The 24521-nt window shown below is 66.6% G+C and carries 17 protein-coding genes; 3 read left to right on the top strand and 14 right to left on the bottom strand.

What is annotated here, in order from left to right; genetic code table 11:
* Positions 1 to 20: 20 nt before the first annotated feature.
* From addA to ubiE, 10 genes are all read right to left on the bottom strand, one after another.
* A complete protein-coding gene (gene addA / locus EI171_RS06280; RefSeq protein ID WP_161532848.1) occupies positions 21 to 3530 on the bottom strand; it encodes a double-strand break repair helicase AddA in 3510 nt (1169 codons plus the stop codon).
* Positions 3524 to 6670: a double-strand break repair protein AddB gene (gene addB / locus EI171_RS06285; RefSeq protein ID WP_161532849.1), complete on the bottom strand. Its 3147-nt coding sequence runs from the start codon at positions 6668 to 6670 to the stop codon at positions 3524 to 3526. The genes addA and addB overlap by 7 nt, the downstream gene beginning before the upstream one ends.
* A gap of 310 nt (positions 6671 to 6980) precedes the next feature.
* Positions 6981 to 7703 (bottom strand): nucleotidyltransferase family protein, encoded by a 723-nt coding sequence (locus EI171_RS06290; RefSeq protein ID WP_011083577.1) that lies wholly within the window; start codon positions 7701 to 7703, stop codon positions 6981 to 6983.
* A gap of 193 nt (positions 7704 to 7896) precedes the next feature.
* A complete protein-coding gene (locus EI171_RS06295) occupies positions 7897 to 8214 on the bottom strand; it encodes a PilZ domain-containing protein (protein ID WP_011083578.1) in 318 nt (105 codons plus the stop codon).
* Positions 8215 to 8301: 87 nt separating this feature from the next.
* The gene (tsaE, locus tag EI171_RS06300) at positions 8302 to 9858 is read right to left on the bottom strand and encodes a tRNA (adenosine(37)-N6)-threonylcarbamoyltransferase complex ATPase subunit type 1 TsaE (RefSeq protein WP_161532850.1); all 1557 of its coding nucleotides are present in this window, start codon (positions 9856 to 9858) and stop codon (positions 8302 to 8304) included.
* Positions 9855 to 12359 (bottom strand): PAS domain-containing sensor histidine kinase, encoded by a 2505-nt coding sequence (locus tag EI171_RS06305; protein ID WP_038965154.1) that lies wholly within the window; start codon positions 12357 to 12359, stop codon positions 9855 to 9857. The genes tsaE and EI171_RS06305 overlap by 4 nt, the downstream gene beginning before the upstream one ends.
* 376 nt (positions 12360 to 12735) lie before the next feature.
* On the bottom strand, positions 12736 to 13194 hold the full coding sequence (dut, locus tag EI171_RS06310) for a dUTP diphosphatase (protein ID WP_011083581.1): 459 nt from the start codon (positions 13192 to 13194) through the stop codon (positions 12736 to 12738).
* Complete coding sequence (gene coaBC / locus EI171_RS06315; protein ID WP_161532851.1) at positions 13191 to 14642, bottom strand: bifunctional phosphopantothenoylcysteine decarboxylase/phosphopantothenate--cysteine ligase CoaBC; 1452 nt, start codon at positions 14640 to 14642, stop codon at positions 13191 to 13193. The genes dut and coaBC overlap by 4 nt, the downstream gene beginning before the upstream one ends.
* A gap of 56 nt (positions 14643 to 14698) precedes the next feature.
* On the bottom strand, positions 14699 to 16273 hold the full coding sequence (gene ubiB / locus EI171_RS06320; RefSeq protein ID WP_161532852.1) for a 2-polyprenylphenol 6-hydroxylase: 1575 nt from the start codon (positions 16271 to 16273) through the stop codon (positions 14699 to 14701).
* Positions 16270 to 17031 (bottom strand): bifunctional demethylmenaquinone methyltransferase/2-methoxy-6-polyprenyl-1,4-benzoquinol methylase UbiE, encoded by a 762-nt coding sequence (gene ubiE / locus EI171_RS06325; protein WP_161532853.1) that lies wholly within the window; start codon positions 17029 to 17031, stop codon positions 16270 to 16272. The genes ubiB and ubiE overlap by 4 nt, the downstream gene beginning before the upstream one ends.
* 81 nt (positions 17032 to 17112) lie before the next feature.
* On the opposite strand from ubiE, the gene mutM reads away from it, so the two are divergent.
* A complete protein-coding gene (mutM, locus tag EI171_RS06330; protein WP_060909551.1) occupies positions 17113 to 17994 on the top strand; it encodes a bifunctional DNA-formamidopyrimidine glycosylase/DNA-(apurinic or apyrimidinic site) lyase in 882 nt (293 codons plus the stop codon).
* Between the two features lie 171 nt (positions 17995 to 18165).
* On the opposite strand, the gene EI171_RS06335 is transcribed toward mutM, so the two are convergent.
* Both EI171_RS06335 and EI171_RS06340 read right to left on the bottom strand, forming a co-directional pair.
* Positions 18166 to 18909 (bottom strand): ParA family protein, encoded by a 744-nt coding sequence (locus EI171_RS06335; RefSeq protein WP_161532854.1) that lies wholly within the window; start codon positions 18907 to 18909, stop codon positions 18166 to 18168.
* A gap of 245 nt (positions 18910 to 19154) precedes the next feature.
* On the bottom strand, positions 19155 to 20516 hold the full coding sequence (locus EI171_RS06340; RefSeq protein ID WP_161532855.1) for a serine protease: 1362 nt from the start codon (positions 20514 to 20516) through the stop codon (positions 19155 to 19157).
* 267 nt (positions 20517 to 20783) lie between these two features.
* Here EI171_RS06340 and EI171_RS06345 point away from each other — a divergent pair, with 267 nt between their 5' ends.
* Positions 20784 to 21587 carry a molybdopterin-synthase adenylyltransferase MoeB gene (locus tag EI171_RS06345; protein WP_161532856.1) on the top strand — a complete coding sequence of 268 codons (804 nt, stop codon included), beginning with the start codon at positions 20784 to 20786 and terminating at the stop codon, positions 21585 to 21587.
* 107 nt (positions 21588 to 21694) lie between these two features.
* Here the strand turns inward: EI171_RS06345 and EI171_RS06350 are convergent, their stop codons facing one another.
* On the bottom strand, positions 21695 to 22696 hold the full coding sequence (locus EI171_RS06350) for a D-glycerate dehydrogenase (RefSeq protein WP_011083589.1): 1002 nt from the start codon (positions 22694 to 22696) through the stop codon (positions 21695 to 21697).
* Between the two features lie 330 nt (positions 22697 to 23026).
* Here EI171_RS06350 and EI171_RS06355 point away from each other — a divergent pair, with 330 nt between their 5' ends.
* The gene (locus EI171_RS06355; RefSeq protein WP_011083590.1) at positions 23027 to 23557 is read left to right on the top strand and encodes an SH3 domain-containing protein; all 531 of its coding nucleotides are present in this window, start codon (positions 23027 to 23029) and stop codon (positions 23555 to 23557) included.
* A gap of 155 nt (positions 23558 to 23712) precedes the next feature.
* Here the strand turns inward: EI171_RS06355 and irrA are convergent, their stop codons facing one another.
* Positions 23713 to 24204, bottom strand: a complete 492-nt coding sequence (gene irrA, locus EI171_RS06360; protein WP_008131763.1) for an iron response transcriptional regulator IrrA — start codon at positions 24202 to 24204, stop codon at positions 23713 to 23715.
* Positions 24205 to 24521: the final 317 nt, after the last annotated feature.

Genomic DNA, 24521 nt, shown 5'->3' on the forward strand with positions numbered 1-24521 from the left:
CCCGGGATCATGGCGTCAACCTATGAACGGCCCCTTGCCGGGTCAAGGACGCTCACACCGAGATGAAGGGATGCCAGCGCCGCGTCCAGCGCGGGGGCCGAAATCTCCATATATTCAAGGGCCTCGGTCCAGAGCAGGACGGCCCTGACCGGCTTTTGGGGATAAAGCCGCGCCAGCACCGCCCGGTACAGCGCAAGCTGCCGGACATAGACGGCGGGCGCCTCAGTCGCGCTTTTGGGCGCCGCCTGGTTGGTCTTGAAATCGACGATCAGGACCTCATCCGGACGAACGACCAGCCGGTCGATCTGCCCCGACACCAGCGCAGGCTGGAGGCCTGGCCGCTCCAGCCGGCCGACGATGGCGACCTCCGCCCGGCTGCCGGCGGCAAACACCGGTGCAAAGCGCGGCTCGGCGATCAGCGCGAGCACCTTGTCGGCCAGCGCGGTGCGGTCGGCCTCCGCCCAGTCGGAGGCATTGCGCGCCATGAAGCCGCGCGCGGCCTCGCGCCGCCGCTCGGCGGCGATGTCGGGCAGCGACTGGAGCAGCCGGTGCACCAGCGTGCCGCGTTGCAGCGCCAGAGCGCGCGACTGCACCGATTCGCCTGACCGGACCGCGCGGCCTCCCTCCGCAGACTGGCCCGAGGGGCGCACGGAATCGTCGTCCTGCATCTCGCGCGGTGCCGGCGCCCGCAGCCAGTCCGGCAACGCGATCGTCTGATCCACGAATGTCGCGGGCGTGCCGAGGGCAACGACGTCCTCCGGCCGGGCGAATCGCGTCACCTTGCCAAGCGGCGTTTCCAGCGTCTGCTTCTCCAGGCCGGAGCCGGCGAGCCCGGTGTCGACCAGGTCGTACCAGCTCAGCTTGCGGACCGTCCTCATATTGCCGGGCATGCAGCCGCCGACGATCAGCCGGTCGGCCGCGCGCGTCATCGCGACATAGAGCAGGCGGCGATATTCGTCCTCGGTCTCCTCGAGCATGGCCTTGCGGGCCTCGGCGACGGGCTTGGGATCATCGGCCTTGCGGCCGGCCCACACCACCACCTCGCCGCCATTGCCGCGCGGCACCTGGATCAGCCGGACCCGCTGCGAATCCGCGGGCGACGATGTGGTGTCGACCATGAACACGACGGACGCTTCAAGGCCCTTGGCGCCGTGCACGGTCATCACCCGCACCTCGTCGCGGGAGATTTCCATGTCGCGCTTCACCTCGGTGTCGGCCGAGCGCAGCCAGGCCATGAAGCCTTGCAGCGACGCCGGCGCCTTGCGCTCGTAGTTCAGCGCCAGCTCCAGGAATTCGTCGAGCGCGTCATTTGCCTCGTGGCCGAGCCGGCGCAGGATGCGCGCGCGTCCGCCATCACCGCCAAGCAGCCAGGCGTAGAAGGCGAACGGTGTCTCCTCGCGCGCGCGAGTTTCGCAGGCCTCGAGCCGCCGCAGCACCGCGGCGAATTTTTCGCTTCCGGCCGCCTGCTCGCCGAGCGCCCGGCGTAGCGAGCCCTTGCGGCCCCAGGCAAGCGCAAACAAATCGTCATCGTCGAGCCCGAACAGCGGGCTCTTCAGCGCGACCGCAAGCGCGAGATCGTCCTGCGGCAGCAGCAGCGCGTCCGCAAGGTTCATCAGATCGATGATGCCGATGTGCTCGGTGAGCTTCAGCCGGTCGGCGCCGGCGACCGGCACGCCAGCGTGCTTCAGCGCCTGGATCACGGCATCGAACGCGTTGCCGCGCCGGCGGACCAGGATCAGCATGTCGCCGTAGCGCAGCGGCCGCCGCTCGCCTTCATGTCCGGTGAGCGTGCCGCTTTCGACCAGCCGCTTGATCTCGGCCTGGATGCGGCGGGCGAGCTTGACCTCGGGGCTGGTGACGGCAACGCCGTCGAACGGCGCGCGCCAGCCCTCGATGTCCTGCCTGTCGTCGGCTTCAGCCAGGTCCCACAGCTCGATCACGCTTGGCCCTGCATCGGCGAGCGCATTGTGCAGGGGATGGCCGATCTCGACCGAATGGATGCTCTTGTAGATCGCGGGGTCGCGGAAGACGTGGTCGACCGAGTGCAGGATCGCGGCGCCCGAGCGGAACGAATAGGTGAAGGCGACCGGATCGAATTTCAGCCCGGCGGCGGTGAACTTGCGGTGCAGCTCGCGCCGGCGCGCGTCGAATTCCCGGGGCTGCGCGCCCTGGAACGAGAAGATCGACTGCTTCTCGTCCCCGACGGCGAAGATCGTGCGGTTCAGCCCCTCGCGCGCGCCTTCGCCCGCGGTGAACTCGGAGATGATGTGCGCGACGATGTCCCATTGGCGCGGACTGGTGTCCTGCGCCTCGTCGATCAGGACGTGGTCGACGCCGCGGTCGAGCTTGTAATGCACCCAGCCCGAGGAGACGCGGTTGAGCATCGCCAGCGTTTTGTCGATCAAATCGTCATAGTCGAGCAGGCCGCGCTCCTGCTTCTCGCGCCGGTAGTTCGCGGCAGCAGCGGTCGCGATATGCAAGAGAGCCGCCGTGCGGTCACGCATGGTTACCGCGCGGCGCTTCTCGATCAATCCAGCGAGGCGCTTGGCCTCGTTCTCGAACAGGCGGGCGACGGAGGGATTGTGATCGCAAAATTTCCTGGTCAGCACCGCCTTGCGCGGCAGCTTCTCGTCGGTGAGGAAGACGCCGAGATAGGCGTCGACCTGCGCGCCGCCCGAAAACGCTTTTGCCTCGCGAAGCCGGCTGGCCTGGTCGTTGTCGGATTTGCTGCCGTCTTCCAGCGCAAACGCGATGTCGTCCCAGCGCGATCGCGGCAGGAACGGACCGTCGAGGATCTCCGTCTCGACGTCCTCGATGCCGTCGGCGGCGTCAACGCCCAGCACCGACGCCATCTGCGCGGCGGCAGCTTCTGCGTTGCCGGCCTCGTCGGTCCAGGCCATGAAATGATCGCGGCTCAGACAGGCCTCGCGCACGACCTCCTTGAAGGTGACGTCGGCGGCGCTGGCCATCGCGGTCAGCAGCGCGCGGCCTGTGACCGTTTCCGGGTCGCGCGCGGCCTCCAGCAGCACCTTCAGATTGGCGCGCTCCATCATGTCGGTCTGGTCGCGCTCGTCGATGACGGAGAAGCGCGCCGGCACGTTGGCTTCGAACGGAAACTGCTGGAGCAGGCGGGTACACAGCGCGTGGATGGTCTGCACCTTCAATCCACCGGGGGTCTCCAGCGCACAGGCGAATAGCTTTCGCGCTTCGCGTCGCAGCTTTGCGCTGGGATGCGGGATGCCGACGGCACGGATCGCGGCATCGAGCGCGGTGTCGTCCAGCGTCACCCAATGGCCGAGCGTGGTGAACACGCGCTCGGCCATGTTGGCGGCGGCGGCCTTGGTGAAGGTGATGCAGAGGATCTTTTCCGGCGGCACGCCCGACAGCAGCAGACGGATCACGCGCTGCACCAGCACGTGCGTCTTGCCCGAGCCCGCATTGGCCGACACGAAGGCCGATGCGGTCGGATCGGATGCACGCGCCTGCCTGGCGCGCACCTCATCGGGGATTGGGCGTGGCGCCTTCACCATTCCTCGATCCCCAATCCGCCGGCTGCCGACCACTCCTTGATGCGGGCGAGGTCGTCATAGGTGCCGTAGCGGTTGGACCACATCGGCAGGTTCAGCGAGGTGTAGGCTTGGTTCTCGTCCTCGAAGGCGCGGATCAGCGCTTCCAGCTTGGCCCGGGCCTCAGCGGCAGCAATATCCGGCGGCTGCGGTTCGTCGCCTTGCTTGTACTTGAGCTCGAGGATGCGCTCCTCGCCCGGCGGATTGTTGCCGCTGAGGCGGACATAGACGAGCTGGCTCACGGATGAGCCGGCGTCGATGTCGGGAAAGCCGCCTTCGCGCAGGATCGCCGCCTCCAGCGTGAGCTGTGGCGACAGGCCCATGCGGACCTGCTTGCCGGTCGGCGGCTGGCCGGTCTTGTAGTCGAGGATGGCGTAGCCGCCGCCCTGGCGGCGCTCGATGCGGTCGGCGCGCGCGGAGAGGCGGAAGCTGCGTTCATTGTCGAGCGTGATCGAGATCTCGCCGCGGGTCTCCGCGGTGATCGCCTCGACCACGTCGCGCCGTGCCGTTTCCCACTCGCCGAACCAGCGCGCGATGCGCTGGAAGCGCGGCCACCACAGCGCGCGCGCCTCGGGGCGCTCCATCAGCGGCGCGAAATGCTTTTCGCCGATCGCGCGCAGCACGCGGGCGGGATCGTCGGGCAGACGCGTCGCATAGCGTTCCGTGAATTCGCCGATCGCATCGTGGATCGCCGAGCCGCGGTCGGCGGCCGACAGCGGCATGTCGACGGGATCGAGCGCATCCAGCCGCAAGATGTGCTTGGCGTAGATCGTGTAGGGATCGCGCAGCCAGTCCTCGATCGCGGTGACCGACATCTTCAGCGGCCGTGTCGCGCGCGGCGGTCGCGGTTCGGGTTGCTTGATCGGCCTGACCTCGTCGGGCTGGTCCAGCCGATCTGCGAACCGCACGTATTTCTCGCCGGCGCGGATGGCCGCCTTCCAGCGATCGTCGCCCGCAACCGCCTCCAACCGATGCAGGAAGCGCGAAGCCACCGCCGGCGCGCCGCCGGCCTTGGCGGAATGGGTGAGGATCACCTCATCTCCGCCGAGCAGCTGCGCGAAATCGTGGGCGGACAGGCCGATGCGCCGCTCCGGCAGATCGAGGCCGAGCTCGTGCCGCATCGGACGGCTGAGCCAGGGATCGATGCGCGGCGCCGGCGGCCAGACGCCCTCGATCAGGCCACCGACGATGATGCGGTCCGCCTGCATCAGGCGCGATTCCAGCGGGCCGTAGATCTGGAGCCGCGCGCCCGGCTTGTCACGCCGCCGTACCGCGCGATCGCCAAACGCGGTCTGGAAGACATCAGGGTAATCAGGCAGCGGCACCATCAGTCCGCTGGTCGTGCCGCCGCGCAGGAGATCGTCGAAGGCGCCGGCGAGTGCGAGGCCCTCGCGCTCCTCGAAGGCCAGCGGGATGCCCTGCTCGTCGCGCGACAGCTCGATCATGATCTCGCGATGCCGGTGCGCGAGCTCGGCGAAGTCATATGGCTTTGACGACGCCAAACTCTCGATCGGCGCCAAGGCCTTCTGCAAGGCATCGATCAGGGCCTGGACGCGATCGAGATCCTCCGCCTTGAGGCGTGCGCGTGGCTCGGCCTTGTGGAGCGCGGAGACCTCGCTGCGCCACAGCTTGGCCAGTTCCTCGCGAAAGCGGTTGAATTCACGCAGCAGGCCTGCCGAGCCCGCAGGCGGGCGCGTGCCGCGCAAGACGGCGAGCTCCAGGCCTTCGATCGGCGCCTTCCAAGCGCCCGGCGCGCGGCCCAGCCGGCACAGTGGATGTTTCAGCATCGCCAGCAGCGTCGGCGGCTCCAATCCCTTGGTCGCCGCTTCGGCCGCAAGGCGCGCAAAAACGCCGGCGGATGTCTCCATCAGCACGTCGCCGCCGGAATCGTCGAAGGCGAGGTCCCATCGGGTGAGCGCAGCCATCACACGGCGCGCCAGCGCGCGGTCCGGGGTGACCAGCGCTGCTGACTTGTCGAGGTGCCGCGCCTCGCGCATCGCGATCGCAATCGCCAGCGCTTCCATTTCAGGATTGGGGGCTTCGACGACTGCGAGGTTTGTCATGCCGCCGGCGATCTTTGCCGCAACATCCGGCTGCTTCAGCCGGTCGTGCCAGACTTCCGTCTTGGCGGAGGGCCGCATCGATTCGGATGCGAGCAGGTCGCGGCCGCCTTCCGCCGGCGCTTGAAGCAGCTCGACGTCGCCGCGCTTGATGCCGAAGCGCTCCAGCAGCGCGTGCATGGCATATTGCGGATGGTTCGACGCCGGATGCTCCGCGAACTTGCCGAGCGCATCGCGCACGCCGCCGATGGCCCGCCAGGCATCCTCGTCGAGATCAGTGTCGAGGCCCGGCAGCACCACTGCGCCATGCGGCAGCGAGGCGACCGCATGCAGGAATTTTGCGGTGGCCGGCATCGAGCCGGTCGAGCCGGCCGCGATCACGGGCCCATGCGGATGCGCGGTCAGGCGCTTCGCTTCCGCCGCGATCAGGAGGTCGCGCCGCGCCGCGGGCTCGATCCGGTTGATCTCGGCGAGATGGCCGGGCCAGGCGATGCGGGCGATGCGCAGGAATTCGAGCGAGTGCTGCCAGTAGCGATCGAGCTGGTCCGGCACCAGACCATCGAGCGCGCTCCAGTCGACCCCGCGCGTCACCATGTCGTCGATCAGGCGCGCGAGATCGCCGGCGAGAGCCAGCGTCGAGGCGGGGCCGCCGACCACCAGCGGCGACAGCACCGGCCCCTTGGCCCAGGCCGCGACGAGCTGCGCCAGCGTCAGCCGTCGCTCGAGCTCGCCAAGGCGCGGCGGGATGTCGAGCGGCGTTGCGCCGGAAAACTGCTCGCCTTCATCGGCGAAGGCGAGCTCGTCCTCGTCGATGTCGCCGAGCGCGACGATGCGCGGCAGCACGACCGCGTCAGCCTTCATCTCGTCGAGGAATATCTCCCGCACGACACGCATGGCGCGCCGGGTCGGCAGGTACAGCGTGGCGTCCGCAAGCCGTGCCGGCTCCCTGCGCGCCTCGAATCCCGCGACCAGCCGGCCGTCGATCAGGGCCGTGACGACCGTGCGCAGGAACGGAACTGAGATGGGAACACTGAAAACGCGCATCGGCTGCCTGATTCGGGATCAGGCGCCAATATAGGGAGGCGGACACAAATGGTCATTGGCTGTGGCGGGGTCTTCCCCGCTCTCCCACTGTCATTCCGGGGCGATGCGAAGCATCGAACCCGGAATCTCGAGATTCCGGGTTCGCGCTTGCGCGCGCCCCGGAATGACGGGAAGCCCCTACGCCACGCTCTCCAGCCTCGTAGGGTGGGCAAAGGCGCGCTTGCGCCGTGCCCACCGTATTCGTCATTGGAGTTGGCTTGTGCGGTGGGCACGCTTCGCTTTGCCCACCCTACGGCACCGTGTTCGCGGCCTACGCCACGCTCTCCAGAAACGCCTCTTCCGCGGCATGCACCGCATCAGGCGTGCCGACATGCATCCAGACGCCGTCGAGGCGCAGGCCGAACAGGCGCTCCTGCTCGTTGGCGCGGTCGAACATCTTGGTCAGCGAGAACTCGCCCTGCGGCGCATCGGCGAAGATCGACGGCGACAGGATCGCCGCGCCGGCGTAGACGAACGGAACGACCTCTTTCTCCTTGCGCTTGCGCAGGGCTCCGTCGGGCAGCATGCCGTAATCGCCGCGGCCGCTATAGCCGATGCTGGTCGCCGTCGGCGCCATCAAGAGCAGGATGTCCATGCGCGCGGGATCGAAGTTTTCGGCAAGCCGCGCCAGGTTCGAGCGCACGCCGTCGATCCACAGCGTGTCGGAATTGACATGGAAGAATGGCGCGTTGCCGAGCAGCGGCAGCGCCTTGACCACGCCGCCGCCGGTGCCGAGCACCTGGTTGCGCTCGTCCGAGATGGTCACGCGCGGATGCTGGCGCGATGCGACGTGATCGATGATCTGGTCCGGCAGGTAATGCACGTTGACCACCGCCTCGCTCACGCCGGCCTGGCCGAGCTTGTCGAGCACGTGGTCGAGCAGCGGCTGGCCCGCCACCGGCACCATCGGCTTCGGCATCTTGTCCGTCAGTGGACGCATGCGCAGGCCGAACCCTGCGGCGAGCACCATGGCTTTGGTCGGTTTGACGGACATCGTTTGCTTTCTCAGATTCGTCTTTCTCAGCCTCGTGGACTCAGAACTCTTGGGATTAGAACTCTTGGAATTACTCTCGAAATTGCCCTTGGAATTCGCGTTCGCGGCAATCCTAGCACGGGACTCATTCAGCCGCACCGCATCTCAACCGCCTTAGCCACCTGCCGTGACGGTTGTACGACGGGTGTGGCCGTTACGCCCCGACGGATGCGGAACGCGCCTTTTTCTTCTTGTCGCCGAGCTTGAGGAAGTTGACGCCGATCTGGTCGCCATTGACCCAGGCAAGCTCACAGCGCCGGTACGCGAGTCCGGTGGACGACAGCAGGAGAAAAAATTCCTTCAGATGGAGCCCTTCGACCGAACCGTCGATGGTCAGCTTGGCGCCGCTCTGGGAGACGTCCTCCATGGTGCAGTCGCGCCGCCACGTGCCGTCGATTCCCATCATCTGGGCCGGAATCCCACGCTCGAAAACAACCCGGCTGTTGCTGCGCTGGTCTGTCTTCACCGCCATCTGCCCTTGCTCCAGCCCGGTAATTATTTGGCTCCTTGCCGCCAGAATACCGACGTCTTGGCTAACAGCCGGTAAATCGGGCCCGAATCAGCCTTGGGGCGGTTCTGGTGCCGGTTCTTGTGACGGCCTTTGGGGTGGCGGGACGTTGGCGAGATACCAGTCGCGCAAATGGCTGAGCGCGGGATGCGCCAGCGAGCGCTGGAGGTAGGTCCAGATCCGCGGCTGGTGGCGCAGGTAATGCGGCTTGCCGTCGCGGCGGTTGAGCCGGGCGAAGGTGCCGAGCAGGCGGGTGTTCCGCTGCGCCGACATGATGGCGTAGAGCTCGGCGAAACCGGCCGGATCGAAGCTCGCATCACCAGCGCGGCGCGCCTTGATGTAGCGCGACAACAGCGTCAGCTCGAGATTCTCGGGCACGTCGATGCGGGCGTCCTGGAGCAGCGACACCACGTCGTAGGATTGCGGCCCTAGCACGGTGTCCTGGAAATCGATCACGCCGACGCGTTCGATGCCGGTGCGCATCCCGAGCCAGATCAAATTGGGCGAGTGATAGTCGCGGATGATCCACGTCCTCGGCGCGGCCAGCGGCTTCTTCAGCAGCTCGCGCCACATCGCAAAGAATTCCGCGCGCTTCGGCTCGCTCAGCGGCGCGTTGCGATCGGGCAGATACCATTCCGGCATCAATCCGATTTCGATCAGCATCGCCTCGATGTCGAAGACCGGAATGGCGTAGCTCTGCCCGTCCAGCGGCAGCGTCTCCGGCAGCGTCTTGCCGTGCAGCACCGCCAGCACGTCGGTCGCGGCTTCGTAGCGCTCGGGAATCGGGCGCGGCGGGTTGCCTTCGATTACGCCTTCGCTGCCGAAATCCTCCGATATCAGGAAGCCGTGGTCGAGATCGGCATGATGGATCGCGGGCGCCGAGATGCCTTGCGCGCGCAGGCCTTCGTCGATGGCGACGAAGGGTTTGACGTTTTCGGCGAGATGCACCGCGGCGCTGTAGGACTTTCCGTTGTAGAGCGCCGCGCCGTCGGGGCGCTGCGGAAAGTTCATGAGGATGACGATCTCGTCGTCGCGCAGCAGCCGCGCGTAGGACCGTGTCGAGGCGTCGCCGGCCATGCGCCGCCGCATTGCGTCGAGATAGCCGGATGCGTCGAGGAATTCGCGCAGCGCTTTCAGACGCGCGACCTGGGCTGCGCTCTTGCCGTAACCGGTGATGTCGGCGGCACGTGCGTTCGAGCCCAGAGCCGGACGATGGGTGAGTGCGATGTCGATGCGATCCTCGGGCAGCGCCGACGGCGCACGCTCCGGCCATTCGATCAGGACAAGCGTGGCGTCCGGCAGCGGCGACAGCCCGATCTCCTCGAGCTCGCTCTCGTCCTCGACGCGGTAGAGGTCGGCATGCATGACCGGAAACGGCGGCAGCTCATAACCCTGCACCAGAGTGAAGGTCGGGCTCGGCACTTCCAGCGCCTCGTCGTCGGCGAGGTAGCGGATCATGGCGCGGGCGGCCGCGGTCTTGCCGGCGCCGAGGTCGCCGGTGAGCGTGATGACATCGCCCGGCCCGACCAGCAGCGCGAGATCAGCCATCAGTTGCGCGGTGGCCGTCTCGTTGTGAAGCGCGACGGAGAATGTGGTTGGCGCGCTCATTCGGCGGCGTCGCGATGCGCCGCCTGGTCGGTCGGGAAGTCGCAGATCACGACCGTGCCCCGGCCCACGATCGAATCCACCCGCACCTTGCCGCCATGCAGCTCGACGAAGGAGCGCACCAGCGACAGGCCGAGCCCGGCGCCGCGGTGACGCGACCCCTGCGAGCGGCTTTCGAACCAGTTGAACACCTTGTCCTTCATGTCGGCAGGTATTCCAGGCCCGGAATCTGTCACAGTGAAGACCACACTGTGCTCGGTGCGGCGCGCGCTGATGCCGACGGTGGAATCCTGTGGAGAAAACCCGACGGCGTTGGCGAGGAGGTTATAGAGCACCTGCACCACGCGCTTTTCGTCGCCGATGAAGCTGCCGATATCGGGCGCGATCTCGACCTTCAGGCGGATGCGGTCGGTGGCGAGCCGGTCCTGGATGCCCTCGGCGGCGAGCTCGATGGTCTTGCTGACGTCGACCGGGCCGAGTTCCAGCTTCATCGCGCCGGCGTCGATGGTGGCGAGATCTAGGATGTTGTTGGTCAGCGCCAGCAGCGCGTTGGTCGATTTGGTGACGTAGTCGAGATATTCGGCCTGTTTCGGCGTCAGCGGTCCGGTCGAGGGATCGCTGAGGAAATGCGCGAAGCCGATAATGGTGGTGAGCGGCGAGCGCAGCTCGTAGGAGACGTGGTGGACGAAATCCACCTTCATCTGGTCGGCGGCCTCCAGCGCCTCGTTGCGCTCGCGCAGCGCGCGCTCGACGTTCTCGGTGTCGGTGATGTCCTGGAACGTCAGCATGGTGGCGCCGTCGTGCAGCGGCCGGATCATGCCGTCGAGCACGCTGCCGTCCTTGCGGTCCAGCTTCAGCGGCACGTCGGCGCGGCTCTCGATCGAGGTGACGGCCTCGCGGATCTGCCGCCAGACCACGGGATCGTCGAACAGTTGATGGCACCAGCCTTCGACGGTCTGGATGTGCGGCTCGTCGCGCATCGCGTCGCTCGACAGCTTCCACATCCGGACGAAGGCCGGGTTGAAGAGCTGCGCCTTGCCGTTGCTGCCGAACACCGCGACGCCCTCGGCGAGGCTGTCCAGCGTCTCGCGCTGGACCCGGATCATGCCGTCGAAGCGGCGGGCGAGCTCGAGGCTCTCGGTGACGTCGTCGAACAGATAGGTGACGCCGCCTTCCGGGTTCGGCGTGGTGACGACGGAGAGGGCGCGGCCGTCGGGCAGATACCAGGTATCCTTGGCGGCCTCGACCGCGCGATACGCCTCGTGCAGCTTGGCCTTCCAGGCGCGGAAGTCGGGCTGCTCCGGCAGTTTTCGCGCGGCACGGAGCTGGTCCAGCACGCTGGAATCATCGGGATTGGCGTCGAGGAAGGTACGGTCGAGGTCCCATAGCCGGCGGTAGGAATCGTTGTAGAAGGCAAGGCGCCGGTGGCCGTCGAACACGGCGACGCCGGAGGAGAGCTGGTCGAGCGTGCGGCGATGCGCCTCCGCCATCCGCACCAGCGCCGAGCTCAGCGCATCCGCCTCGCTGGCATCGATCGCGACGCCGACGCTGCCGCTGCCGACATTGACGGCGCGCACGTCGTAGATGCGCCGCTCGCCGCCGATCACGATCGGCAGCCGGGAGGTGAAATTGGCCGCGTCCTTCAGTCCCCGTTCCATGGCGCCGCGGTCGGCGCTGTCGAGCAGCTCGAGCTTGCGCTCGTGGGCGTCGCTGAAGCTCGCAGCCTCGGTCGCGCGGACATAGGCCGGGTTGGCGAAAGTGAGCGCACCGTTCTCGCCCTTGGCCCAGATCGGCCAGGGTGCCGCCGCAGCGAAGCCGCGCAGCATCTCGGTCTCGTCGGAGAGCGCCTTGTAGCGCAGATTGGTTTCGGCCAGATCCCGGCGCAGGCCCGAGAGTTCGCGAATCCTGACAATGGCCTGGCCACCGATGGCGCGGCCGATGGCTTCCAGCGTATGGCCATGCGCGGTGGTCAGCGTCAGCTGGAACCCGTCGCCGCGGTCGCGCAGCGCATCCACAGCGTGATCCATCTGGAGCGCGGGTTCCGGCGGCAGCCAGGTTCCGAAGGCGAGCACGCGCTGCGGGGAGGAGTCGCGCGGCAGCACCATCGAGACGTCGCCCGAAATCTGCGCGCGGTTGTCGCCCGCCGGCCAGGAGATCAGGATCTGCGGTTCGGCGAACAGCAGCGCGCCGAAGCGGTCGGCCTGGAGTTGCAGTTCCCCGATCCGCGCGCGCAGCCGCGCCTCGTTCTTCGCCGTGCGCACGCGCGTGCGCATCAGCAGGATCGCGGCCATCACCGAGAAGCCGAGCAGCGCCAGCGCGGTGGCGAGCACCGCAAGTTCCTGCCGGTTGAAGTCCAGCAATTCCGAAAGTGTGCCAACGAAGTCGGCGGCCTCAGCCGGCGCAGCCGGCAGCAGCGCCGCGAGAGCGCTCCCGATCAGGCCGTCGCGCACGAGCGATGTGCACGATAGCAGCGTCCGACGCATCGACACGATCACGCCTGACATAGTTGCCCCAAGACCGCACGAATTTACGCGCGGCGACCCCCGTCGCGCGCGAATCAAACGACAATACCCCCACCGTGACTCCACCGGTAAGAGTCCAGATCGTGAACGCAAAGGCGGCCCCAAAAAAATGCGGGACGTGGCGTTCCGGGTTCACGTAGTTCTTCGGAGAATTCGGCTGGAGTTGCCGTGCGTTAGCGGCCCATGCGAACTGTTGCCCCGATGAAGGTGCGCTCCCTCGCCCGCTCGCGGGGGAGGGTTGGGGAGGGGGTGTCTCCGCGGTGGGAATCCCCGAGAGGAGAGAACCCTCACCCGCGTCGCTTCGCTCCGCGACCTCTCTCGCAAGCGGGAGAGGTGAAGCCCAACTCGCTGCCGTGCGTTAGCGGCCGGTCGAGCCGAAGCCGCCGGCGCCGCGATCGGTCGCCGACAAGGTCGCCACCGGAACCAGCGCGGCCTGAACCACGGGCGCGATGACCATCTGCGCGATCCGCTCGCCGCGCTTGATCACGAAGGCCGCTGCGCCGTGGTTGATCAGGATCACCTTGATCTCGCCGCGATAGTCCGCGTCGATGGTTCCGGGCGAGTTCAGCACGGTGACGCCGTGCTTGGCGGCAAGCCCCGAGCGCGGCCGCACCTGCGCCTCGTGCCCGGGCGGCAAGGCGATCGCAAGGCCGGTCGGCACCAGCGCATATCGGCCGGACGCAAGCGTCAGCGGCGCGTCCTCCGGAACCGCGGCCATCAGGTCGAGACCGGCGGCCTCCGCCGTCTGATAGGCCGGCAGCGGCAGGCCCTCGGCATGCGGCAGGCGTTGCAGTTCGACCGTGACTTTCGTGCTCAAGATGCGGGCTCCAGGGATTTGCCGATCACACTCTTGACGATATGCGCGATCAGCTCGGTGGCGACCTGTTCCTTGGTCATCGCGGGCCAGGAATCAACCGCGATCTCGCCGTTCTTCTCACCATTCTTGCGGCTGATGAGGTGGACAGTGTTGCGGTCGCCGCCCATCACGCCGGTCGCCGGCGAGACGTCGTTGGCGACGATCCAGTCGCAGCCCTTGCGGGCAAGCTTTGTCTTGGCGTTGTCGATGAGGTGCTCGGTCTCGGCGGCGAAGCCGATCACCAGCGGCGGGCGCTTGTCGGTCAGCTTCGCGATCGTGGCGAGGATGTCGGGGTTCTCGACCAGCTGGAGCGGCGGCATGCCGGCCGAGGTCTTCTTCAGCTTCTGCTCGCCCTCATTGGCGACGCGCCAGTCGGCGACCGCGGCGGCGAAGATCGCGATGTCGGCAGGAAGCGCCGCCTGCACCTGCTCCAGCATCTGCCGCGCCGATTCCACATGCTTCACCGTCACGCCCTGGGGATCGCCGAGATCGACCGGGCCGCTCACCAAGATCACCTCGGCACCGGCGGCCTGCGCGGCGGCGGCGATGGCAAAGCCCTGCTTGCCGGAAGAGCGGTTGGCGATGTAGCGCACCGGGTCGATCGGCTCGTGGGTCGGGCCCGCGGTGATCAGCACGCGCTTGCCGGCGAGCGGGCGCGGCACCGGCGGCCGCAGCAGGCGCTCGGCGGCGGCGGCGATCTCCAACGCCTCGGACATGCGGCCGATACCGGCTTCACCCGCCTCGGCCATCTCTCCGGAATTCGGCCCGATCAGCACGACGCCGTCGCGCTGAAGCTGCGCGACGTTGCGTCGGGTCGCCGCGTTGTTCCACATCAGCGGATTCATCGCCGGCGCCAGCAGCACCTTGCGGTTGGTCGCGAGCAGGATGGCGCTGGCGAGGTCGTCGGCATGGCCGTTCGCCATCTTGGCCATCAGGTCGGCCGTGGCGGGGGCCACCACGATCAAGTCGCAGTCACGGGCCAGGCGGATATGGCCGGCGTCGAACTCGCTCTGGGGATCGAACAGGTCGGTATAGACGCGCTCATGCGAAAGGGCGCTGACCGAGAGCGGCGTGACGAACTGCTGGGCCGCGTTGGTCAGCACGCAGCGGACCTCGATGCGCCGCTCCTTCAGCCTTCGGATCAGGTCGAGCGATTTAAAGGCCGCGATCCCGCCGCCGATGATCAGGGTGATGCTGGCCTCGGCAAGGGCGCCGGTGCGCTGAGGCGTCGGAGCGGTGGATGCCGCAGGCGGCACCGCAAAGGGCGTCAGCGGCTCCTCACGACCGTCGATCAGCTCCCGCAGGATGACCCGGACCTCTTCCTCGAGGGACCTGTGATTCTTGGCCGAACGCAGCCGCAGATAGGTTTTGACGTGTTCGTCGAGCTTGCGGATGGTTAGGCTCGCCATGACGCCCTCCGGCACGGAATGATAGCGATGCTATCAATCGAATGATTGCAATGCAATCACAAATTCCGGACGGCGATCAGGATCCCGATGAAGGTCGCTGCGATGATCCAGAGCGCCACCGTGCGCCAGCGGTTCTTGCGGCCCTCGCTGCGGCCCATCGCCGCGATGCTCTCCGGCGACAGCCGCAGGCCCTCCCGCGTCATGGTCTCGAGCTGCTCGAGCACCGCGACTGAACGCTGCGCGATATCGGGCAGGCGCATCAGCACGCGGGCGAGGTCGCCGCCGCCGGTGAGCGCGCCCTGCACCCGGCCGATCGGCCCGAGATTGCGCTCGATCCACTCACGCACCACGGGGGCGGCGGTCTTCCAGATATCGAGCCTGGGATCGAAGCCGCGCGCCACGCCTTCGACCACGACCATGGTCTTCTGGAGCAGGATCAGCTCGGGCCGTGTCGTCATGTCGAACAGGCCGGTGACCTCGAGCAGCAGCGTCAGCAGCCGCGCCATCGAGATCTCTTCGGCCGTGCGGTTGTGGATCGGCTCGCCGATGGCGCGGATGGCTTGCGCGAAATTCTCGACGGAGTGGTGCGCGGGCACGTAGCCCGCCTCGAAATGCACCTCCGCCACACGGCGATAATCGCGGGTGATGAAGCCGAGCAGGATTTCGGCGAGGAAGCGCCGCTCCTTCATCCCGAGCCGGCCCATGATGCCGAAATCGACCGCGACGAGGCGGCCGGTGTCGTCCAGGAAAAGATTGCCCGGATGCATGTCGGCGTGGAAAAAGCCGTCGCGCAGCGCGTGGCGCAGAAAGCTCTGGATCACCTTGCGGCCGAGATCGGGCAGGTCGACCTGCGCCTCTGCCAGGCGCTTGTGATCGTTCAGCGCGATGCCGTCGATCCACTCCATCGTCAGCACGTTGTGCGTGGTACGGTCCCAGTCGACCGTGGGCACACGGAAGTCGAGATCGTCGCCCGTGTTCTCCGCCATTTCCGACATTGCAGCCGCTTCCAGCCGCAGGTCCATCTCCATCGCGACCGAGCGCGACATGGTGTTGATGACCTCGATCAGGCGCAGCCGCCGCGCCTCGGCCGAATAGGTCTCGGCCTTGTGCGCAACGTAGAAGAAATCGGAGAGATCGCGCCGGAAGCGCGAGGCCACATTCGGGCGCAGCACTTTCACGGCGACTGCCTTGCGGATGCCGTCACGTACCACTTCGCCGCGGTGCACCTGAGCGATCGAGGCGGCGGCGACCGGCGGGCCGAGGCTCGCAAACACGTCCTTGAGCGGACGCTCCAGGGAGGCTGCGATCGCAGCTTCCGCTTCTGCTTGCGAAAACGGCGGCAGGCGATCCTGGAGACTTTCCAGGTCACGCGCCATGATGACGCCGACGACGTCGGGGCGCGTGGCCAGAAACTGCCCGAGCTTGAGATAGGCCGGGCCCATCCGGGTCAGCGCGCGCGACAGTCGCGGTCCGTGCTTTGGACCGCGCCGTTCGACGATGCGCGCAAGCTTCAGCGCGAGCTGTCCGGGCGGCGGCACCAGGCTCGGATCGACGGAGCCGAACACGCCTTCGCGCGCGAACACGAACGCAGCGCGCATCAGGCGCGCGGTGTGGGTAATTGCAGAAATCACAAACGCCAGCCCGAATGCAGTGCGACGATGCCGCCGGACAATGTCTGCCAGTTCACGCGGGCGAAGCCGGCGTTGCGGATCATGTCGGCGAAGGCGTTGGGCTTGGGAAACTTGCGGATCGATTCGACGAGGTATTGGTAGGACTCGGCATCGCCCGTGATCATGCGGCCGAGCGGCGGGATCACCTTGAACGAGAACAGGTCATAGAGCTTGTCGAGGCCGGGCATCTCGACGGTAGAGAATTCCAGGCACAGGAAGCGGCTGCCGGGCCTCAGCACGCGATAGGCCTCGCGCAGCGCCAGGTCGATCTGCGGCACGTTGCGGATGCCGAAAGCGATCGTATATGCGTCAAAGCTGCGGTCGGCAAAGGCGAGCGCTTCGGCATTGCCTTCGACGAAATCGACCTGGGTCTCGAGATGGCGCTTGGCGGCGCGCTCGCGGCCCACGGCGAGCATGTCGGAATTGATGTCGCAGACCGTGGCGTGGAAGCCGGGGCCGGCGGCCTTGGCGGCGCGGAACGAGATGTCGCCGGTGCCGCCGGCGACGTCGAGCAACGCGAACGGCCGGTCGCCCCTCGGCGGATCCAGCGCGTTGATCATGATGTCCTTCCAGACCCGGTGCAGGCCGCCGGACATCAAGTCGTTCATCAGGTCATAGCGCGACGCAACGCTGTGAAACACATCGTTCACCAGCGTCTGCTTGTCCCCCAGGGGAACGTCCCTGAAGCCAAAATGCGTGGTTTCGCCCGGCCGATCCATTACTCTACTCCACGAGGCGGACCATAGCGCGCCCGCCGCAATGGCGCTATCACACCGCCCTCATAAGGTGAATGCCTGACCATGCCTGAATTGCCCGAAGTCGAGACCGTCCGCCGCGGCCTTCAGCCTGTCATGGAGGGAGCGAAAATCGTCGTCGCGGAGGCCCGCCGGCCGGATCTGCGCTTTCCGTTCCAGCCGGATTTCGTGGCCCGGCTCCAGGGGCAGGTCGTCACGGGGCTCGGCCGCCGCGCAAAATATCTCATGGCCGATCTGGCCTCCGGCGACGTGCTCTTGATGCATCTGGGCATGTCGGGCTCGTTTCGTGTCATCAAGCCGGACAATGATGTCGCACCTGGGGAGTTTCACTATCCACGGGGTAAGGACACCACCCATGACCACGTGCTGTTTCGGATGTCCTCCGGTGCCGACATCGTCTTCAACGATCCGCGCCGCTTCGGTTACATGAAAGTGATCGCGCGCAACGCGCTCGAGGACGAGCCGCTGCTCCGCGGCCTCGGCCCCGAGCCGCTCGGCAACGAATTCGATGCCGCGATGCTGGCGCGATCCTGCGAAGGCAAGGCCACCAGCCTGAAGGCCGCGCTGCTCGACCAGCGCGTGGTGGCAGGGCTCGGCAACATCTATGTCTGCGAAGCGCTGCATCGCTCGCACCTGTCGCCGCGCCGGATCGCTGCGACGTTGGCGACCAGGAAGGGCGAGCCAACGGATCACGCGAAGAGATTGGTCGGTGCGATCCACACCGTGCTGAACGACGCCATCAAGGCCGGCGGCTCGTCACTGCGCGACCATCGCCAGACCACAGGTGAGCTCGGCTACTTCCAGCATTCGTTCAAGGTCTATGACCGCGAAGGCGAGACCTGCAAGACGCCTGCTTGCGGCGGCACGATCAAGCGCTTCACCCAGAACGGCCGTTCGACCTTCTGGTGTCCGAAATGTCAGAAGTGAGGATCAGGCTCGCGACCGCGAGGCTGTGAGTCTCTGCGAGCGTGACGAGCTCACCACGACGTCATTGCGAGTGCAGCGAAGCAATCCGGCCGGGCTGGTGGCCGGATTGCTTCGACGCTGGTGCCCTTCCGGATGGTGAAGGGCCGGCTGACGCCCGATCAATCGCCCCGCTCAGGACGCCAGTGTCGTGGTCTCGTCCGTGGAAAGCCCAGTGGCGGCATGCAGCAGGCCGTCCGGAGCCGACATGACCTGGTCGATCAGGGCATTGGTCGTGGCGCTGAGCTCGAGCCGGGTCTCGATCCACTGCCAGAGGCCGCGGATCTCGTCCGCCGACTTGCCGTTCGGCGCGAATTCGCTGACGGCGAGGCCGCCGGCGAGTGAATCCTGGTGGTCGTTGCGCATCACGATCAGGGGACGCGCGAGCACCTCGGCGAGATCGAGCGCGGCTTCCTCGGCGAGCGTGTTGGCGGCATTGTCGATGCGCTGGCCGCGGATCGGCGTCTGGTTCAGCACGAAGCTGTAGGGCCGCTTCCAGGCGCGTGCGACGCTCAGCGTCGAGGCGGTCGCCTCGATGTCCGCGACGCTCGGGCGGGCCGGGATCAGGCAGAGATCGGAATGACGGATCGCGGCGGTGGTCGCGGCGCTGAGGCCGGCCGCGGTGTCGATGATCGCGAGCTGGAGGCCGCTGTCGGCCAGCATGTTCAGGCGCGGCGCGATGTCGGCGGCGTGATAGATCGGCTCGACCACGAGATCCTCGGCGGTGCGACGGCGCTGCCAGTTGGACAGGGTGCCCTGCGGGTCGGTCTCGATCAGGCGGACGGTGAAGCCGGCCTGCTTGGCCGCCAGCGCGAGGCCGACGGCGAGCGTGCTCTTGCCACTGCCACCCTTTTGGGTGGCCAGTACGATCGTGTGCATGGAAGATGAATCCTTTGGAATGCCTGGGTCAGGAATACGCCACGCGAACGTGCATCGCTTCTGGATGCTGAGCTCTTCTCGCTCAGGACGTGCCGGCCCGATCCAAAGGGGATCGCGGAGGTCCGAATCAACGGTAACAATGATGTCGGAATCGGGAATGCCAGCTAATCCGTACCATTACTGGACCCGTAGTCGTACGTGCGATGTGCGCCGATAGACACGAGAGATTGTGATTGTCGCCTGGCTTACTTCCGCACGCAGATCACGCGGACGACTGCGGCCTTCGCATCCGCTGAACTGCCGTTTGCTGTGACGCCGTTGGCCTTCAGGAAATCGCGCACCGTCTCCGCTGAGACCATCACGGCCTGCGATGCCGGCACCGACGTCGCGGGTCCCGCCACCATCGCCGGCTTCAACAGCGCAATGCCGGCGAATTTGCCGTCCGCGTCGATCGCGGGGCTGCCGGAAAATCCGACCGCCGGTGGTGGCGACAGCGCGGAATCGCTGCTCGTGACGGGTGTGAGCGCGCCCTTGACGCTCGAGACCCCGGCCGCGCCACCCTGGCTTTGCGGATCGGCGATGCCGACGACATCGACATTGGTCTTCGCCCCGCCGCCAGCGAGGCCGAGTGGCTTCAGGCCACGCGCGCCGTAGATGTGCAGGAGCGCAAGATCGTGCTCCTTGTCCTCGGCAAGACGATCGGCGCTGCCGTAGCCGGCGATGGTGATCGCAAGGCAGCTGTCGGTGACGAGGCGGTCGGTGAGGATCGCGCCGTCGTCGCTGACGACGATGCCGGTGCCGTATTCGACGGTCTTGCGCGGCGGCGATCCGGCTTGCGGTCCTGCCGGAAATGCATTGAACGCGCTCGACATCGCGATCACGACCGGCTCGACCGTGTTCTCGGTGGCCTGGTCGTAGAGGATCGTCATGATGCGGACTTCGTCGCCCTTGAAGGTGCCGCGCACGTAGAATTTCTTCAGGCCCTGGAGCCCCGACAGCACGAAGAAGTCGGGCTTCACCACGGTGTAGTCGACCTTGCGTCCGGCCGGCTCCTTCTTCTCGGCGTCCGCGAGCTTCGCGGTCGTGGGGTTCGCCTCCTTGCGCCGGCTGAGCAGCACCTGCACAGTTCCGGTCGGCGAGGTCCATTTCGAGCCGTTGGCGTCGGTCGCCTGCTGCGGCACCAGTTTTGAGGGAATGCCGAGCCGCGCGCCGCTGGTCATCTCCGTCACGATCTTCCAGCCGACGCTGTCCTGCTTCCGCCGCGCGGTCTCGGCAAGCGCAGCGCGCTCCTGCGGATTGAGCACGCCGGTCGGCTTGCCGCCCTTGTTCTTCTGGTACTCCTTGATGGCATTGACCATGCGCTCGCTGACCTCGCCGGTGATGGCGCCGTTGTATTGGCCGACCCAGGCGAGGTCGGACTGGAGCGAGAGGCGTTCGGCCTGCGCCATGGCATCGGCCGTTTCCGACGGTGTCTGAAGTGCGGGCGGGCGGATCGGAACGGTCTGGACCGTTTTCGGCTTGGTGCCGGGGACCTGCGGCGTCGTCATCTGGGCGTTCGCGCCTGTGGCGGCCGCAAACATCAGTGTTGCCGCAAGCATCGATCTCATGACAAATCCAGCCAGCCCATTGAACGCAATGCCATTGAAGCACATCTCGTTGGTCGCGAACAATCTCGGGGTGGTTCAGGCCTGCGGGCAGGCCGGACCCTCATCTGAGAGGACGTGAGTGTTACGAGGTCATTCCGGGGCGGCTCGAAGAGCCGAACCCGGAATCTCGAGATTCCGGGTTCGATGCTTCGCATCGCCCCGGAATGACAGTATGTGCGACTTCCGCGCTCCTCGCGGGGAGCGGCAGCAATCTAGGAAGAGCTGAGAATGCTGAGCCCGGACGAACTCGAACGTTATGCCCGCCATATCGTGCTGCGCGACGTCGGCGGCCCGGGCCAGGCCGCGCTGAAGCGGGCCTCCGTGCTGGTGATCGGCGCCGGCGGGCTCGGCGCGCCCGCCTTGATGTATCTGGCTGCCGCCGGGATCGGCACGCTCGGCGTGGTCGATGACGACGTGGTGTCGCTGTCCAACCTCCAGCGCCAGGTGATCCATACGACGCCCGATATCGGCCGCCACAAGGTCGAGAGCGCGGCCGAGCGCATTTCCGCTCTCAATCCGCATGTCCGCTTTGTCGGTCACGCCACCTGGCTCAACGCCGACAACGCGCTCAGCCTGATCGGCGACTACGACCTCGTGCTCGATGGCTCCGACAATTTCTCGACGCGCTATCTGGTCTCGGACGCATGCTTCTTCGCGAAGAGACCGCTGATCACCGCGGCGCTCGGCACCTTCGACGGCTCGCTCACCACCATCCGCGCGCATGAAAAGAACGAGGCTGGTGAATTCAATCCGACTTATCGCTGCCTGTTTCCGGAAGCGCCGCCGCCCGGCACGGTGCCGGCCTGTGCCGAAGCCGGCGTCATGGGCGCGCTCGCGGGCGTGCTCGGCTCGATGATGGCGCTGGAGGCGATCCGCGAGATCGTCGGCTTCGGCGACGGCCTCGTCGGCCGCCTCCTGATGATCGATGCGCGCGCGATGCGCTTCGAGACGCTGCGCTATTCGCGCGATCCGGCCAATCCGCTCAACGGCGATGGTCCCGTGTTCGACGATCTAAGCATCCATCGCGAGTAGGCGCGGAGCCAAGCCGCTGCTCAGATTGCCGGGGCAGTGACTGGCTCGGGGCGGCCGCGGTTTGCCGGCCGCTCCGTTCAAGTCTGCGAGCCCTGGCGCACAGCGCCTCAGAGCATGCTCGGCAGCACGCGATCCGGCGGCTTGTGCGCGTCGAGGAAGGTGCGGATGTTGATGATCACCTTCTCGCCCATCTCGACGCGGCCTTCGATCGTGGCCGAGCCCATGTGCGGCAGCAGCGTCACCTTGCCGGCCTTGGCCAGCCGCACCAGCTTGGGATTCACCGCGGGCTCGTGCTCGTAGACGTCGAGCCCGGCGCCGCCGATCTCGCCGCCTTCGATCAGCTTGATCAGCGTGTCCTCGTCGGTCACCTCGCCGCGCGCAGTGTTGACGATGTAGGCGTCCTTGCGGATCAGCTTCAGCCGTCGCGCCGAGAGCAGGTGATAGGTCGCCGGCGTGTGCGGACAGTTCACCGAGAGGATGTCCATCCGCGCCAGCATCTGGTCGAGGCTTTCCCAATAGGTCGCGCCAAGCTCTTCGGCGATCTTCGGCGCCACGGGGCGGCGGTTGTGATAGTGAATCTGCAGGCCGAAGGCGCGGGCGCGGCGCGCCACTGCCTGGCCGATGCGGCCCATGCCGATGATGCCGAGGCGCTTGCCGCCGATGCGGTGGCCGAGCATCCAGGTTGGCGACCAGCCGGGCCAGGGCTTGCCTTCCGTCAGGATCGAGGCGCCTTCGATCATCCGCCGAGGCACGGCCAGGATCAGCGCCATGGTCATGTCGGCGGTGTCTTCGGTCAAAACCTTTGGCGTGTTTGTGACGGTGATGCCGCGGGCATGCGCGGCCTCGACGTCGATATTGTCGACGCCGTTGCCGAAATTGGCGATCAGGCGCAGCTTGCAGTCGGGCTGGTTGACGATGTCGGCGGTGATGTGGTCGGTGACGGTCGGAACCAGCACGTCGGCGGTGCGCGCGGCTTCCGCGATCTGGTCGGCCGACATCGGCGTGTCGTCGAGATTGATCCGCGCGTCGAACAGCTCGCGCATCCGCGTCTCGATCGAATCCGGCAGCTTGCGCGTTACCACGACGAGGGGCTTTTTCTTCACCGACATGTCCTGCTCTCATGAGGCGTGGCAAGCCCGCCTCTGTCGCCAAAGGCCGGCCGTTCAGGCCTCATTAACCCGGTTGTTCGACACTGCCCTTGCCGTGTCGTCCCCGGCGTTTCCTTCAAGCTCTCCCGATATTTCCGACCGGAAAATCGGGCCAAACTGGTTGTTCAAGCGTCCGTCCTCTCTAGCAGAAGGCCGGGCCAAGACAAGAACCACGGGGTAAGGCTTGGCGGAACACCCGCGTGGGGCGGGTCAGGGACGACCGCGGCAGGGTATTTTGGAATTTTGGGGTGAGGGTCCGGCTCGGCCGGGTCCTCGACAGGAGACGGGTTGATGGCGTTGGGGCGTTTTTGTTCGGTGATGGCGCTCGTTTGCACCTGGTTGAGCGCCTCGGTCAGCCCCTCGCATTCGGCGAAGGACAACACCCCCCAGAGCGCCAGCGGCCTCCCGGTGCCGCGCTATGTCAGCCTGAAGTCGGATCACGTGAACGTCCGTGCCGGTCCGACCAAGGACAATGACGTGGCCTGGGTCTATACCCGCGCCGGCCTGCCGGTCGAAATCACCGCCGAGTTCGAGAACTGGCGCCGGGTGCGCGATTCCGAAGGCGCCGAGGGCTGGGTCTATCACTCGCTGCTGTCGGGCCGCCGCACCGCGGTCGTCACCATGAAGCACAAGGACGAGCTCGCGCCGATCTATGACCGCGCCGATCCTGACAGCGCGGTTGCGGCCAAGCTCCAGGCCGGCGTCGTCACCCAGGTGAAGAAGTGCAGCGCAAACTGGTGCCGCGTCACCGGCAACGGTTTTGACGGCTGGATCCAGCAGGAACGCCTCTGGGGCGTGTATTCGGACGAGCAGGTGAATTGACGCTGCAGGCGTCATCCCGGGATGGCGCGAAGCGCCAGACCCGGGATCTCGAGATACGGGGTTCGGTGCTACGCACCGCCCGGAACGACGGCGTAAACAATTATGGCCGGGACAAGCCCGGCCATGACGACCAAATCAACAGTTTAGGATAGATCTCAGCGCTTCTTGCGCAGGCGCACGACCATGTCGATGCGCGCGATCTCGTAACCCTCGGGCACCTCCGGCATCTTGGACAGCGCCAGATGCGGATCCTCGATGTCGACCAGCTCGTGGCTGTTCTCGAGGTAATAGTGGTGGTGCGTGGTGACGTTGGTGTCGAAATAGGTCTTGGTGCCGTCGACACTGACCTGGCGCAGCAGGCCGGCATCGGTGAGCTGGTTCAGCGTGTTGTAGACGGTCGCCAGCGACACCGGAACCTTGGCCAGCGTGGCTTCCTCGTACAGCATTTCAGCCGTAAGGTGGCGAGCACCCTTGCCGAACAGGAGCCAGCCCAGCGCCATGCGCTGCCGCGTCGGGCGGAGCCCGGCGGACTGGAGCATTTCGTTAACGTCGTGCCACGGGCAGCCGGTCAAAGCCGGCTGGCGGCCGGACAGGAGGGCCGCGGCATGGACGTCGTCGTCGTGATGGGGCGCGGTATTCTCGCTCATTTCCAGATTTCGGGCACGCGTGAACAATAACTCCCTGCAATATAAGAACAGATAGATGCAGATGCAAGTTTCTCGCAACTAGAGAGGTTCTAATCGGAGTGGAACCGAGCGAGGAGCCCGTCATTTTACCTTCATGAGAGCGCTTTGCCACCGAAATGGCCTGTGTTAGAGAGCGCGCGGTTCCGCTTAGCCGATTTTGGTGCACCCGGGCATCGAGGCCCGGTCCGCAGTCCATCGGGGCTTGTGGGAGTTGCGCCTGACGATGGCAATTGGCGTTACTCTCCGACCGGGACGGGGCCCATTTTCGCCAAAAAACG

Origin of the sequence: Bradyrhizobium sp. LCT2, assembly GCF_009931255.1 — a bacterium.
GTDB lineage: Bacteria > Pseudomonadota > Alphaproteobacteria > Rhizobiales > Xanthobacteraceae > Bradyrhizobium > Bradyrhizobium diazoefficiens.